The organism is Actinomadura sp. DC4, from assembly GCF_030406325.1.
Lineage (GTDB): Bacteria > Actinomycetota > Actinomycetes > Streptosporangiales > Streptosporangiaceae > Actinoallomurus.
This window is the reverse complement of sequence record NZ_JAUEQY010000002.1, coordinates 224602-238746: the sequence shown is the minus strand read 5'-3', so window position 1 is coordinate 238746 and position 14145 is coordinate 224602. Positions and strand designations below refer to the sequence as shown.

Below are 14145 nucleotides of genomic sequence, written 5' to 3'. Positions count from 1 at the left end.
ACGCCCCGGCGCGTCACCCCTGAGTCAGCGGAGCGGGACGGCGAGACTCTTCGTTCCTCCCGCGGAGAAGGCGACCGCGAGAGTGCCGCTCGTCCCGGGCACGGTGACCGTCGACGTTCCGGCCGGAACGTCGACGGTCCTCTGCCCGAGGACCCTGCCGTCCCACACGTACGCGTGTACGGTGCCGGGCGCCGTCGTCCGCAGGCGGAACGTCACCGATCCACCCGCAAGACGCGGCCGGCCCACCAGCCGTACCGACGCGGAGGCCGCCGGGCCCGCCGCCAGCGGAACGCCCGTCGACGCCGCCTCGATGATCGACTGCGGGGAGTCCACCGAGAGGGCCGCGGTCTTCGGCATCACCGGAGGCGGCGCGGTGGTCGGCCGGTCCGGCGGCGGCGTGTAGCCGGGCAGCGTCGCCAGGCCCCAGCGGTACGGGTCGCCCTGGACGCCGCCCCACGTCGACCAGCCGACACGCGTCTGGCCCGTCTTGTCTGTCGTGTCGGAGTCGTATACGAAAATGTCCATCGCCAGCCGCGACGGGTCCACCGCCGCGGGCAGGTCGGCCAGCGGGATCTTCGTCTCCACCGTGTACCCGGTGTACGGCGACGACACCGACGACGCGACCTTCATCCCCGGCGCCGTCTCCGCGCCCGGCCCCTGGTGGTTGTCGGCGTCGCGTTCGAAGCACGGCCCGCCGCCGGTCGTCGAGGGCAGGATGCCGGTCTTGAACGTCGTCGCGGTGTTCTCCGCGTCCCCACGCGGGTCCAGGCCGATCTCCACCGAGTCGGTCCGCCAGTGCCGCTTGCAGTCGGCCGCGTCGAGGACGCTGCCGGGCTTGTCGTCCTTGACCTGGACGAGCACGTAGAGGGCGTCGTCGTACCAGGTCACCTTGCCGGTGGCCGAGCAGTCACCGGCGGAGGAGCACGGCGTGCCCTCCCACAGCCGCGACAGGTCCAGCGACGGGCCGGAGTACTCCCCGGAGGACTCCTGGCCGTCCACCGACGGCGCCGAGGACGCCTGCGGGATGGTCGTGGCCGGTACGAGCTCCAGCGCGGCGTGGGAGGTGTCCGTCGCCGCGCCCTGGACCGTCGTGGTGATCGTGTAGTCGTAGTCGCCGGCCGTGCCGCCCTGGTCGGAGGTCGGCAGCGAGGCGTCGGCGTCGCGCACGGTGAAGGTCACCGAGCCGGTCGCACCGGCCGCCAGGGAGTAGGGCCTGCTCGCGGCGTCGGCGGTGAAGCCCGGCGGCAGGTTCAGCGTCACGGTGCCTTCGCGTGCCTCGTCCGTGGTGTCCGCGAGGTCGACCCGTACGGTTCGAGAGCCGCCGGACGCGAGCGTGAGCACCCGCTTGACCCGCCCGGACAGCTGCGGAACGCCGGTGGACTTCGCCCACGCGTCGAAGTCCGCCACTCGCGGCAGCGGCTGCTGCACGCCGGTGACGGGGTCGGTGACCTCGACCGCGCGGCCCGTCGTGCCGCTGCCGTGCCGCGTGGTGACCGTCGCGCCGAGCCGTACGCGCCCGGCCGGGCCGGACGGAGTCACCGAGAACCTCGCCAGGCCCCGCCGTACGGAACCGGAGCCCGTCGCGGTCCAGCCGGCCGGCAGGGACAGGGCGACGTGCCCGGAGGGGGCGTGCGCGGTCACGGTGAAGGGCTCGCCCGGCGGTACGGAGAACGCGCTCGTCGTCAGGTAGAACTCGGTGCCGAGCGGCAGGCCGCCCTCGGCCGGGTAGAGCGCGCCCTCCAGGGCGGCGTCCGGGCCGTGTTCGCCGCGGGTGAACGGCACGCGGCTGTCGACCTGGGTGAGGTAGTCGCAGCCGATCTGGTTCGGGTCACCGGGCGCGTCCGGGGTGTTCGCCCAGCCCTGGCTGGCGTAGAAGCGCTTCGCCTCGGCCTCGATCTGCGCCCAGGTGCCGCCCTGACGGGAGGTACGGCCGGCCCAGACCCCGTAGACGTCGGCGGACGGGTCGGTCGGGGTGAACGTCGTCTCGCACGCCGGTCCCGTACCGGCCGTCACGAGGTGCTCCTGGTGGAGGAGCCGGCCGGCCCGCCAGATCCTCAGGTGCTCCTTGGTGAGCTGGGAGGGGAAGGCCGTGGGATCGGCGGCCAGGTAGTACGCCTCGACCGCGAGGCGGCCGGCCTCCTGATGGTTGCCGTGCTGGCCCGGGATCGGCGACGGCGTCATCGTCGTGATGACCTTCGGCCGCGTCTCCCGTATGAGGCGGACGACCTTGGCGAGCGCCGAGTCGTGGTCCCAGACGTCACGGGTGAGGTCGTCGCTGACGGTGTAGTAGAAGTCGGCCTTGTCGAGGTAGTCGATGTCCTCGATGCCCGCCCTGGCGACCGCCTTGCGCTCCTCGGCCTCCCGGAGCAGGCCGAGGGCCGGGCCCTCCTCGGTGCCGACCGCGTTGCCGCCGCCCTCGCCGCGGGTGATCGTGAGCACGCCGGTCCGTACGCGGCGCCGCTCGTTCCACTGGCCGAACGTCGACAGGTCGCCCGACTCGTCGTCGGGGTGCGCGCCGACGAACAGCACGTCCAGATCCGGCCGCTTCCCCGGCCCGCTCTTCGCCGGAGCCGCCGCGTCGCGGGCGGGAGCATGGGCGGCGGCGGGAGTCTCGTGCACTGCGGCGGCCGGCCGGGCGTACGCGGCCTGGTCCCACGCGCTCTGCGCCGGCGCGATCCGGCCGGGCCTGGACTGCGGCGCAGGTGGATGCCGGGGCGCGGGCGGCACGGTGGCCGGGAGAAGGGCGAGGACCATCCCCGCGGCGAGTGCCATCGGCGCCGCGAGACCTCCGCGCATGGGACCTCAACTCCTCTGGGCGATCACACGCTAGAGATTACGTTTCCGATTTACTCCTTAACAGCCCCAGAGAGCATGCCCGCGATGAAATGCCGCTGGAGGAAGACGTAGACGATCACGACCGGAGCGGCGACGATCAGCGCGCCGGCCATCAGGAGCTGGTACTCGGTCTGATGCTGCCCTTGGAAGATCGACAGACCCAGCGGCGCCGTTCGCCGGTCCTCGCTCGAGTTGATGATCACCAGGGCGAGCAGGAACTCGTTCCAGGTCCACATGGCGATCAGTACGACCATCGTGAGGATCGCGGGCCGGCCGACGGGGACCAGCACCCGGCGCAGCGTGGTCCAGCTCGACGCGCCGTCGATGCGCGCGGCCTCGATCAGCGACCGCGGCGCCGACCGGAAGTACGCGCGCATCCAGAAGACGCCGAAGGACACCGACTGGGCGATCTGCGGCAGCATCAGGCCCGGCAGCGTGTTGTCCAGGCCGACCGAGCGCAGGTCGAAGTACAGCGGGATGACGATCGCCTCGGTCGGCACCATCAGCCCGGCCAGGAACACGTAGAACAGCACGGTCGCGCCGCGGAACTCCATCGTGCCCAGGGCGTACCCGGCCAGGATCGACAGCACCGACGCCACGATCACGACCACGGTCACGACGATGAGGCTGTTGGTGAGATAGCGGGCGAAGTGCCCGCGCCGCCAGGCCTCGGTGAACGCCCCGAACGACAGGTGCGGCAGGCCGAGCGCCTGGGACGCGACGGCGAGCAGCGGAAACATCGCGATCACCGCGAACAGGCTCAGCACGCCGTACGTCGTGAGGCGCTCCGCGCGGGAGGTCATGGCCGCCCCTCGACGACCCGGTTGATCACGGCGGTGATCGCGAACACGATGATCGCGATCGTGATGCCGATCGCGCAGGCCAGGCCGACCTCGCCGGTGTTGAACGTGCGGTTGTAGACCTCGTACGCGGGCACCTTGGTCGCGTCGCCGGGCCCGCCGCTCGTCGTCAGGTAGATCAGGTCGAAGTTGCGCAGCGCCGCGACCGTGGTCAGGGTCAGGGCGATGGCCAGCTCGCGCCGCAGGCCGGGCAGCGTCACCGCGAAGAACTCCCGTACGGCCCCGGCGCCATCGACGCGCGCGGCCTCGTACAGCTCGCGGGGGATCTTCTGCACGCCGGCCAGGAACAGCACCATGGCCAGCCCGATCTCCACCCACGTGCCGATCAGCCCGACGGAGGGTAGCGCCCACGTGAAGTCGCCGAGCCAGCCGCGCGTGAGCCCGCCCAGGCCGGCGAACCGCAGCGTGTCGTTGATCGGGCCGTGGTCGGAGTAGATCCACTGCCAGGCCACCGCGACCGCGACCATGGCCACGACCTGCGGCAGGAACAAGACCGTACGGAAGAAGGTCATACCGCGCGGCCGGGACCGGGACATGATCGATACGAGGACGAACGCGATGCAGCAGGGCAGGACGGCGTAGAAGATCAACAGCACGGCTGCGTGCCCGAACGACCCGCGAAGCTGCGGGTCGCCGAGCGCCTCGGTGTAGTTGCCCAGCCCCGCCCACGTACCGAGGGTCAGGCCGTCCCAGTGGAACAGCGAGAGGTACGCGCCGTGCAGCAGCGGCCACAGGAAGAACAGGGCGTAGACCACGAAGGCCGGCAGGACGTACAGGTAACCGATCCGGCGCGGTTCACCGGGTGGGCTCATTTCTTGGCCAGGAACCGGCTGTAGTCACGCTGGGCCTCCCGCATGCCCTCCTCCGGCGTCTTCCGGCCCGCGACGATCTCCTGCAGCGCGGCGCCGAGGGTGTCGAGGAAGGTCGTCGTGGAGTAGTCCAGGTACGGGACGAGGATGTCGCCCTCGCTCGCGACGCGGTAGGCGTTGAAGATGTCGCGGCCCACGGGAGTGACGGGCTCGGCGGTCGCGGGCTTGGCCGCGGCCAGCCCGCCGGTCTGGGTGACGACGTCCATGGCCTGGGGGTTGGTCATGAAGTCGAGGTAGGCCGCGGCGACGTCCGGGTGCTTGGACTTGGACGTGATCGCCAGCGGCAGGCCGGGGCCGCCGAGCGTCGGGGGCTGCGGCTGACCGGCGTTCGCGGGCGGCGGGAGCATGAAGCGGACCTTGGACCCCATCTTCTTCTCCAGGTCCGCGGCGAACCAGGGGCCGCCGATGAGGAACACGCCGTCCCCGCTGGCGAAGGCGTTGGGGGAGTCGTTGTACTTGCCGGCGTTGGCGGTCTTGGGCAGGTAGCCGTTCCTGGACCAGTCGGCGAGCTTCTGCGCGGCCTTGACGATGGACGGATCGGTCCACGCGCCGCCCTGGCCGAACACCAGGTTGCGCAGCGTGCCCTTGTCCGTGGTCTGGCCGAGCAGCACGCCGAGTTCGTGGATCGCGGGGAACTTCTCCAGGTTGGCGAAGTAGATGGGCGTCTCGCCCCTGTTCTTGGCCAGTGCCAGGTCCTGCTCGAACTGGCCGAAGCTCACGGGCGGCTGGATGCCGAGTTTGGCCAGCTTGTCGGTGTTGTAGTAAATGCCGACGGCCTCACCGGTCATCGAGACGCCGTACAGGCTGCCGGAGCCGATCGTCTTGCCGTCCGGGGTGACGCTGTTGAGCTGGGAGACGCCGGCCGGGAAGCGCTTGCGGAAGCCGTAGACCCTGTCGTACGCGTCGAGCGGGACGAGCGCGCCGGCCTTCACCAGCGCGGCCATGATGCCGTACCCCTGGTTGGCCTCGACGACGTCCGGCGGGGTGTTCCCGGACAGGGCGAGCCGCAGGGTCTTCTCCAGGTCGCTGAACGACCGCGACACCCGTTTGATCGTTACGTTGGGGTACTTGGCATGGAAGGCGGCGTTGAGCTTCTGCATCTGCTCGTTCTGGCCGCCGAGAACCTCCTGGTCCCAGACGGTCAGCGTCACCGGGCCGTCCTTGGCGATGTCGGTGTTGACCGAGCTCACCGGTTTCGGCTTCGGCTTGCTGCCGGACCCGGGAGTACAAGCGGCCACGGCGACCAGCACCGTGGCCAGGACCATGATCGGTTTCCGCATGGCGGGGCTCCTTCGTCAACCGAACCGGGGCGGGTGCGTGCGAACACACACGAGTACGCGCCGTCATGATCTTTTGTACAAGAACTTTTCACCCGGCGCGCGGGTTCGCTCAGGAACGGTCCACGGACCAGGCCTCGCGCACGGTCGGCTCGGCGCGGGCGACCGACTCGGTCGCGGCCTCGGGGATGTACGGGACGACGAAGGCGTAGTCGCGCAGGATCTCCTCGGGCAGCTCGCCGGACTCGCCGAAGGCGGCGATGTCGCCCCAGCAGGGGGAGCCGAGCGAGCCGCTGTGGTGGCGTACGGACAGGCCGGCGCACAGGTTGGCGAAGCGGAGGCGTTCGAGCAACGGCCACCGGGCGAGCGTGCCGTAGACGAACGCGGCGCCGAAGACGTCTCCGGCGCCGGTCGGGTCGAGGGCCTCGATCGGCAGGGCCGGCGCCTCGGCCCGCTCGCCGGTGGTCTCGTCCACCGCGATCGCCCCGTCCGCGCCCCGCTTGACCACCACGACGGGCACCCGCTCGCTTAGCGCCGCCAGCGCCAGCTCCGGCGTGGAGGTGCGGGTGTAGGCCATGGCCTCGATGGAGTTGGGGAGGAAGACGTCGACCCAGTCGAGCCGGTCGAGGACCTCGGTGGACCAGGTCTCGGTGGAGTCCCAGCCGACGTCGGCCACCACGGTCGAGCCCTTCGCGCGCATCTCGTGCGCCCAGGCCGGGACGGGCCGGTCGAGGTCGAGGAAGCACGTGCGGGCGGGCGGCGGGGCGCCGATGAACTGCTCGGGCAGCACCGGCATCGGCCGGTGGTAGGTGACCATGCTGCGGTCGGAGTCGTACGCGAGCGAGACGGTCACGGGGGTCGGCCAGCCGGGCAGCCGCCGCGAGTGGTCGAGCCCGACGCCCTCCTGCTCGGACAGCGTCCGCCAGAGGTAGCCGCCGAACATGTCGTCCCCGAACGCCGCGGCGAGCCCGACGTTGAGCCCGAGCCGGCTCATGGCGACGGCGATGTTGGCGATGCCGCCGGGCGCCGAGCCGAGCCCGTCGGTGATCAGCTCGGTGCCGGGCGGCGGCAGGCCGGGCAGCCCGGTGAAGATCATGTCCATGAAGACGGTGCCGGCGAGGAACACGTCGAGTCCGTTGCCCCCGGGGTGCAGGAGATCCCGGGCGGCGCCGCGCTCGCCGCAGGGGTCCTGCAGGTGGGGCTCTGGGGCGCGGCCAGGCGGAGCCACCCCGTTTTCGACGTGACCCAAGGCTCCTCCCAACCAGGGCCGGATTCCGGACTGAGATATGACCATACGCGCCTCGGGGGCCTGGTCAGCCGCCGATGAGCTCATCCGGTGGTGGAAGGAGACGCCCCGGGCCTCGTACGGAGCCCGAACCGCACTCTGGAGGAACCCGCTTCTCTACGACTACAAGAAGGTCTTGCCCTCGCCTCGGTAGGTCGGGACGGTGGCGGTCACTTCGCTGCCCTCGATGAGGTGGAGCTCGGCGAAGCGCTCGCAGAGCTCGCCCGCCTTGGCGTGCCGGAAGTAGACGCGGTCGCCGATCTCCAGCTGGTCCGCGGCGCCGCCGATCAGCGGCGTCTGGACCTCGCCCGCGCCCTCCTTGGGATCGAAGCGCAGGCCGGCCGGCAGGAACGGCTGGGGCAGGCGGCTCCGGTCGGCGATACCGGACGCGAGGTAGCCGCCGCCCAGGACGGTGACCACGGCCGGGCCCGGCCGGCGTACGACGGGGAGGGCGAACAGCGCGGCCGGGCGGCCGGTGAAGTTGGTGTAGTAGTCGAACAGGACCGACTGATACAGGCCGGAGCCCGCCGCGACCTCGGTCACCGCGACCTCGGCCGCGGTCTTCTCCACGCTTCCGGTGCCGCCGCCGTTGACGAACTCCAGGTCGGCCTCCCTGCGGACCGCCTTCACGATCGCGGCGCGGCGCCGGGCCAGCTCGACGCGCGACTGGGCCTGGACGAACCGGACCGCGCGTGAGAACAGCGGCTTGCCCGGCGGGTTGTCGCCGACCCCGGCGATCTGCGACTCGTACGCCATCAGGCCCACCAGCCGCAGTCCCGGCCGCCGTCCGATCTCCGCGGCCAGCGCGGCGGCCTCCTCGGCGGTGCGGACCGGGGACCGGAGCGCGCCGATCCGTACCCGGCCGCCGGCGGTGCGCCAGGCGGCGTCGATGTCGATGCAGACGCGTACGGGGCGGCCTCCATTCCGACGGATGGCGACGCTCTCGATGAGGTCCAGGTGCTCGGCGCAGTCGACCATCACCGTGACGGTGGCGGCGGCGTGGTCGTCACGGGCGAGCTCGGCCAGCGCGGTACGGTCCACGGTCGGGTACGCGACGAGGATGTCGTCGCTGAGACCCTCGGAGGCGAGCCAGAGCGCCTCGGGCAGCGTGAACGCCATCACGCCGCCGAACCCCTCGGTGGCCAGGATCTGTTCCAGCAGCGCGCGGCAGCGTACGGACTTGCTGGCCACGCGGATCGGCTTGCCCCGCGCCCGCCGGACCAGGTCCGCGGCGTTCGCCCGGAAGGCCTCCAGGTCGACGACCGCGAACGGCGGCTCCAGCGAGGCCGTCGCGGCGTCGTACCGCTCACGCAACGTCATCCCCGCAGGGTGCCACAAAAACCCTGAATATGAAAAGAGTTCACGTCCGGTGGCTGGACACCTCGGGTCGCGGCGCGCCCGGGGCGGTGGCCGGAGCGGCGGCGGCCGCGGTGTCGCGCGCCTGGAGGGCGACGACCGTGGCGGCCAGCGCCAGGGGTACGGCGACGGCCAGGGCCAGGGCCGGAACCGCGACCCCGGAGTCGTTCACCGCGCCTCCCACCAGCGCGGTCACGAAGGCCCCCGACAGGCCCGCCCGCAGCATCGGGGCCCGCGCGTACGCCAGCTCCAGCCCTCCCGCCCGGGCCCGCCCGGGGCGGTGCAGCACGAGCAACACGAACAGGAACGCCGACACGACCACCGGCATCAGCGTCATGTTGCCGAACGTGTGCGTCATCGCGGTGAACTTGCGCTCCAGCCAGGGCAGCGAGTCGCCCTCCACGAGCTGCCCGAAGAACCGGCCCATGTGCGTACGCCGCGAGGGCGGCCGCAGGTAGTCGATCCAGGCCATCCCCAGCACCAGGGCCATCCCCGTCGCGCGCAGCAGCTGCAGCCGGAGGAACGACACCCGGCGGCCCGCGACCAGGAGCGCCGTCGTCGCCAGGCCGGGGACGAACGCGATCAGGCCGCCGAAGTCGCTGCCCCACGCCGTCCAGCTGTCCAGCAGCGCCGCCGTCAGGGTCAGCGCGAGCACGGCCGCCACCGCGGCCCGCCGGCCCCGCCGCGGCTCCAGCCACTGGGCCACCCCGGCGGCGGCCAGCAGGGAGGACGTCGCCAGGACCGCGAACGCGATGTTCCCCATCCCGTAGTACCGCCCGCCCACCAGCGGCGAGTAGCCCATCAGGCTGTTGAGCTGCAGATCGCTCCCGGTCACCAGGTCCAGCCCGAGCACGGCCGCGGTCACGGCCGCGATGACGGTCCCCGGGCCGAGGATGTCGCGCCGCCACGGGCCCGCGACCGCGACGGCCACGACCGAGGCGTCGAACGCCGCGACCCCCGCCACCAGCCACGCGAGAGGGCTCGCGGTGTGCCACCACGGGAGGACGTTGACGAGGTAGGTCGAGACGGGGACGGCGGCGGCGGCGAGCGCGGTCAGCCGGGTGGCGGACAGGATCCGCCGCCGGTGGCCGGGGGCCCACCGCAGCCGCAGGGCGAGGGCGGCCGCCGCGTACAACAGCACCTGGCTCACCACGAACCCCGCGAAGAAGCGCGGCAGCAGCCGCCGGTGCGTCTGCGCGGCGACGTCCTGAGAGGTCAGGTCCGCCACGGCGGAGGAGAGGCGCGCCGGCCGTACGGCGGAGGGCAGCAGCGGCGTGCCGACCATCCCCTCCGGCGCCGGGATGCCCGCGGACCGCAGCAGCGTCGCGGTCAGGTCCGGCAGGATCACCATGTCGGAGCGGCGCGTCGAGTCCGAGCCCAGGTAGCGCCCTGCCGCGCCGGTGGCGAGCACCGGCCTCAGGTGGACGGCGCCGTCGTCGGCCACGCCCGCCACGACGACGTCCGAGGACGGCGCGCGGGCGAGCACGGAACCGATCATCGCGTCGGCGCGGCGTACGGCGGCCAGGCGCGGGCCGCCCCCGCCGAGCACCGAGCCCGCGTCGACGACCGTCACCGGGCAGCGCGCCAGGGCGGAGGCGGGGTCCGACGGCGCGTACACGTCGACCCGGCCGCCGCTGTCGGCGGCCGCCAGGGCCGCGCCCGGGCCGACGGCGGCCGTACAGCCGCCGGCGCGGTGCACCGCGCCGCCCAGCAGCCCGACCGGCCCGAAGCCCGCGTTCATCCTGCGGAGCCGTGCCACCTCACCGACCACGGCGCCCGGCCCGTACGGCGTCACGGTGAGCGGTTTCTCGCAGAACGGCCCGGCCGCCGACCGGGCGCCCGCCGACACGGTGGCCCACGCGTCCGCCGGGCAGGTCAGGGTGCCGACCGCGCGTACCGACAGCAGCCCGATGCCGGAACCCCCGGCGAGCCGCCAGAGGTTCGGCGTGGCCGACGGGCTCACGTCGCTCCACCGGAGGCCGGGCACGCCGATGAGCACGGCGTGGCCGGTCGAGGCACGGGCCGGAGGGAAAGAGGACGAGATCAGGGCGGTGCCGGCCAGCGCCAGCACGGCGGCGATGCGCTTCAGCAACGATCGTCTCCCCGAGTGGAGTCCACGACATGGCGCCGGCGATGATGCCCGCCCGCCGGGGCGTCCCCGCGCCGCGCGCGTTACGTGAGCCGGTCCGCCCGGTGAAGTATGGAGGCGGCCCTCGCCGGCACCGGGTCCGAGGCGCCCGCGTGTTCGCAGACTTTGCCGAGCGCAGGCCTGCCGCAGGTGCCCGAATGGCCGACTGCGGGCGCCGGGCGAGGCGATCGTAGTGCGATGTTCACCGTAAGCTCGTGACATGACACAGTACGTGCTCACCCTGTCCTGTCCCGACCGGCCGGGCATCGTGGCCGCGGTGTCCGGGGTGCTGGCCGAGCGCGACTGCAACATCGTGGAGAGCCAGCAGTTCGGTGATCGCGGCACCGGCCGGTTCTTCCTGCGGACGCAGTTCGACGCGCCCGAGGGTCTGGGGGAGGGCGCGCTCACCGAGGCGTTCACCGCGCTGGGCCCGGAGTTCGCCCTCGACTGGCACCTGTACGACCGGGCGGTGCCCACGCGGGTGCTGATCCTGGTCTCCAAGTACGGCCACTGCCTGAACGACCTGCTCTACCGCCACCGCTCCGGCCTGCTCGGCATCGACGTCGTGGCGGTCGCCTCCAACCACCCCGACATGCGGCCGCTGACCCAGTCCTACGGCATCGACTACCACCACCTGCCGGTCAGCGCGAAGAACCGCGCGGCCCAGGAGGCGGAGATCCTCGCGCTGGTCGAGCACTACCAGGCCGACCTCGTCGTTCTCGCCCGCTACATGCAGATCCTGACCGACGACCTCTGCGCGAAGCTGCCCGGCCGGATCATGAACATCCACCACTCGTTCCTGCCGAGCTTCAAGGGCGCCAAGCCGTACCACCAGGCGTACGAGCGCGGCGTGAAGCTCATCGGCGCCACCGCGCACTACGTCACGCCGCACCTGGACGAGGGGCCGATCATCGAGCAGGAGGTCGCCCGGGTCGACCACACCCACGGGCCGGACGAGCTGATGGCGGTCGGCCGCGACATGGAGTGCCTCGCGCTGGCTCGCGCCGTCCGCTGGCAGGCCGAGCACCGCGTACTGATCAACGCCGACCGGACCGTGGTGCTCCGCTGACCTGTCGTCGCGGGCCGCAGGTCACCCTCCGTGGTCTAATGCCACGGTGCGTGATCGAACCCCTACCCCAGGCGAGCCGGACCGGGCCGACGCGTGCCGCGCGGCGGTCCGGGCGTTCCGGCCCCGGCGGGTGCTGCCGGCGGTCCTGGCCGCCTCGCTGCTGACCGTCTCCGGCGGCTCCACCGTCGTCCAGGTCGTGTCCTCGCGGCTCGGCCACCCGGTGCTGCGCCCGCGGGTGATCGGGCGGATCCACGTGCTGACCTGGGACGACACGGCGCCGATGGCCGCGGGTGGCGGGCTGGCGCTCGCCGGTCTCCTGCTGGTCCTGGCCGCCGTGCTGCCCGGCCGTACGCGCACCGCGCCGCTGGCGGGCGACGACCCGAGGTTCGTCACGGGCCTCGGCCGGTCGTCGCTGCGGGCGGCCCTGCGCGCCACCGTCGTGGACGTGCCCGGCGTCGACTCCGCGACCGTACGCCTGCGGGGGCGGCTGCGGCCCCGGGCCGAGATCCGCGTGGTCGGCGGCTTCCGCGACCCCGGCGAACTCGGCGAGCAGGTGGCCGACGCCGTACACGACCGGCTGGCCGGCCTCGATCCCGTACGGGTCCCCGTGGTGGCCGTGCACGTCGCCGAGCGCAAGGACTAGAGGAGGAACGACTATGGGAAACCGGGTCTGGCTGGCCCTGACCGGGCTGGTGCTGCTGGGCACCGGCGGCACGACGCTGGGCCTGGGCGTGTTCCGGCCCGGCCGGCCGCTGGTCACCGGCGCGACGTCGCGGTGGATCTCGGCGCACCCGTGGTTCTGGGCGTCCGTGTCGGGCGTCGCGCTGGCCGTGGCGATGCTGGGCACGGCGTGGCTGTCCGCGCAGTGGCGGCGCCGTACGCTGCGCCGCCTCGCGATGGGCGACGCCCGCGCCGGAGCCACCCGGATGGCGGCACGCGTCGCCGCCCGAGCGATCGCGGCCGACGTGACGTCCTATCCGGGCGTACGGCAGGTGCGGACCCGGCTGGCCGGCAGCGCCCGGCGGCCCTCGATGCGGGTCCTCGTGATGTGCGACGCGGAGGTCGACCTGGCCGAGCTCTCCTGGCGGATCCGCGACGACGCGATGGTCCGGCTGCGGACGACCCTGAACAGGGACGATCTTGGCGGAGTGGTGGATTTCCGGATGAAGCGCGCTGACCCGGCAGGGGCCCGCCGCGTAGTGTGAGAAGGCATGTCCCCCATGCGCGCCGCCGCCGGCGACCTCCAGGACGACCTCGTACGACTCCGCCGTGACCTGCACCGCGAGCCCGAGCTGGGCCTCCACCTGCCGCGCACCCAGGAGAAGGTGCTCGCCGCGCTGGACGGCCTGCCGCTGGAGACCAAGACCGGCACGGCGCTGTCGTCGGTGACCGGGGTGCTGCACGGCGCGTCCCCGGGTCCGGTGGTGCTGCTGCGGGGCGACATGGACGCGCTGCCGCTCACCGAGCGCACCGGCCTCCCGTTCGCCTCCGAGACGCCCGGCACGATGCACGCGTGCGGTCATGACCTGCACACGGCGATGCTCGTGGGGGCGGCGCGCCTGCTGTCCTCGGCGGAGTTCGCGGGCAGCGTCGTCTTCATGTTCCAGCCGGGCGAGGAGGGCGAGGCCGGCGCGCGGTACATGATCGAGGAGGGCGTGCTGGACGCCGCCGGACAGCGGCCCGTCGCCGCGTACGCCCTGCACGTGGCCTCGTCGCTCGTACCGGCCGGCATGTTCGTCACCCGGCGCGGCCCGATCATGGCGGCGGCCGACGAGCTCCACATCCGGATCATCGGCGCGGGCGGCCACGGGTCCCAGCCGCACCGGGCCCAGGACCCGATCCCGGCCGCGAGCGCGGTGGTGACCGCGCTGCAGACCCTCGCGACGCGTGCCTTCGACGCCTTCGACCCGGTCGTGATCACGGTCGGCAGCTTCCACGCGGGCACGGCGGCCAACATCATCCCGGACGAGGCACGCCTCGGCGTGACCGTACGGTCCTTCTCGGCGGACGCGCGCACCCGGGTGCTCGACGGCATCCGCGCGCTGGTCGGCGGCATCGCCTCCGCCCACGGCCTGACGTCGGAGGTCGACTACGACATCGGCTACCCGGTGACGGTCAACGACGCGGGGGAGACCGAGTTCGTCGCCTCGACGGTGGGAGAGCTGTACGGCCCGGAGCGCTTCGTCTGGGCCCCGGACCCGATGACGACGGCGGAGGACTTCTCGTTCGTGCTGGAGGAGGTGCCGGGCTCGTTCGTCTTCCTGGGCGCCTGCCCGCCCGGCCGCGACCCGAACACCGCCCCGTTCAACCACGCCGCGACGGCGGTCTTCGACGACGCGGTCCTGTCCGACGGAGCCGCCCTGCTCGCCGAACTGGCGCTGCGCCGCCTCGCCGCGGCGACCTGACCGCCGCCGGGTTTTCCTCGGCCGACCGCGGCCATTCCGGTCGCCCGACCCGCCCGGCGGC

11 protein-coding genes are annotated in these 14145 nt (G+C 72.8%); 4 read left to right on the top strand and 7 right to left on the bottom strand.

Going from position 1 to position 14145, the window contains the following annotated elements; translation table 11 throughout:
* Nucleotides 1–24 precede the first annotated feature (24 nt).
* From QWU11_RS03640 to QWU11_RS03610, 7 genes are all read right to left on the bottom strand, one after another.
* Entirely contained in the window at nt 25–2796 is a 2772-nt protein-coding gene (locus QWU11_RS03640; RefSeq protein ID WP_290103547.1) for a sugar-binding protein, read from the bottom strand.
* A gap of 50 nt (nt 2797–2846) precedes the next feature.
* Complete coding sequence (locus QWU11_RS03635) at nt 2847–3638, bottom strand: carbohydrate ABC transporter permease (RefSeq protein WP_290103546.1); 792 nt, start codon at nt 3636–3638, stop codon at nt 2847–2849.
* Entirely contained in the window at nt 3635–4507 is an 873-nt protein-coding gene (locus QWU11_RS03630; protein ID WP_290103545.1) for a sugar ABC transporter permease, read from the bottom strand. Before QWU11_RS03630 ends, QWU11_RS03635 begins: the two co-directional genes overlap by 4 nt.
* Nucleotides 4504–5844, bottom strand: coding sequence for an extracellular solute-binding protein (locus QWU11_RS03625; RefSeq protein ID WP_290103544.1), 1341 nt, complete (start codon nt 5842–5844; stop codon nt 4504–4506). Before QWU11_RS03625 ends, QWU11_RS03630 begins: the two co-directional genes overlap by 4 nt.
* A 109-nt stretch (nt 5845–5953) precedes the next feature.
* The gene (locus QWU11_RS03620) at nt 5954–7090 is read right to left on the bottom strand and encodes a carbohydrate kinase family protein (RefSeq protein WP_290103543.1); all 1137 of its coding nucleotides are present in this window, start codon (nt 7088–7090) and stop codon (nt 5954–5956) included.
* 159 nt (nt 7091–7249) lie between these two features.
* The gene (locus QWU11_RS03615; RefSeq protein WP_290103542.1) at nt 7250–8446 is read right to left on the bottom strand and encodes an amino acid deaminase/aldolase; all 1197 of its coding nucleotides are present in this window, start codon (nt 8444–8446) and stop codon (nt 7250–7252) included.
* Between the two features lie 40 nt (nt 8447–8486).
* Nucleotides 8487–10574 carry a hypothetical protein gene (locus QWU11_RS03610; RefSeq protein WP_290103541.1) on the bottom strand — a complete coding sequence of 696 codons (2088 nt, stop codon included), beginning with the start codon at nt 10572–10574 and terminating at the stop codon, nt 8487–8489.
* 256 nt (nt 10575–10830) lie between these two features.
* Between QWU11_RS03610 and purU the strand changes: the two genes are divergently transcribed.
* Genes purU through QWU11_RS03590 form a run of 4 tightly spaced genes read left to right on the top strand, consistent with a single transcriptional unit; the run spans nt 10831 to nt 14084 of the window.
* Nucleotides 10831–11679 carry a formyltetrahydrofolate deformylase gene (gene purU / locus QWU11_RS03605; RefSeq protein WP_290103540.1) on the top strand — a complete coding sequence of 283 codons (849 nt, stop codon included), beginning with the start codon at nt 10831–10833 and terminating at the stop codon, nt 11677–11679.
* 46 nt (nt 11680–11725) lie between these two features.
* Nucleotides 11726–12322, top strand: coding sequence for a DUF6286 domain-containing protein (locus QWU11_RS03600; RefSeq protein ID WP_290103539.1), 597 nt, complete (start codon nt 11726–11728; stop codon nt 12320–12322).
* 13 nt (nt 12323–12335) lie between these two features.
* Nucleotides 12336–12884 (top strand): alkaline shock response membrane anchor protein AmaP, encoded by a 549-nt coding sequence (locus tag QWU11_RS03595; protein ID WP_290103538.1) that lies wholly within the window; start codon nt 12336–12338, stop codon nt 12882–12884.
* 6 nt (nt 12885–12890) lie between these two features.
* Nucleotides 12891–14084, top strand: coding sequence for a M20 family metallopeptidase (locus QWU11_RS03590; RefSeq protein WP_290103537.1), 1194 nt, complete (start codon nt 12891–12893; stop codon nt 14082–14084).
* Nucleotides 14085–14145 lie beyond the last annotated feature (61 nt).

Bases quoted from the DNA above. Each gene is read 5' to 3' on its own strand.
- QWU11_RS03590 (WP_290103537.1), top strand. From the start codon at position 12,891: ATGTCCCCCATGCGCGCCGCCGCCGGCGACCTCCAGGACGACCTCGTA.
- purU (WP_290103540.1), top strand. From the start codon at position 10,831: ATGACACAGTACGTGCTCACCCTGTCCTGTCCCGACCGGCCGGGCATC.
- QWU11_RS03630 (WP_290103545.1), bottom strand. From the start codon at position 4,507: ATGAGCCCACCCGGTGAACCGCGCCGGATCGGTTACCTGTACGTCCTG.
- QWU11_RS03595 (WP_290103538.1), top strand. From the start codon at position 12,336: ATGGGAAACCGGGTCTGGCTGGCCCTGACCGGGCTGGTGCTGCTGGGC.
- QWU11_RS03615 (WP_290103542.1), bottom strand. From the start codon at position 8,446: ATGACGTTGCGTGAGCGGTACGACGCCGCGACGGCCTCGCTGGAGCCG.
- QWU11_RS03640 (WP_290103547.1), bottom strand. From the start codon at position 2,796: ATGCGCGGAGGTCTCGCGGCGCCGATGGCACTCGCCGCGGGGATGGTC.
- QWU11_RS03635 (WP_290103546.1), bottom strand. From the start codon at position 3,638: ATGACCTCCCGCGCGGAGCGCCTCACGACGTACGGCGTGCTGAGCCTG.
- QWU11_RS03625 (WP_290103544.1), bottom strand. From the start codon at position 5,844: ATGCGGAAACCGATCATGGTCCTGGCCACGGTGCTGGTCGCCGTGGCC.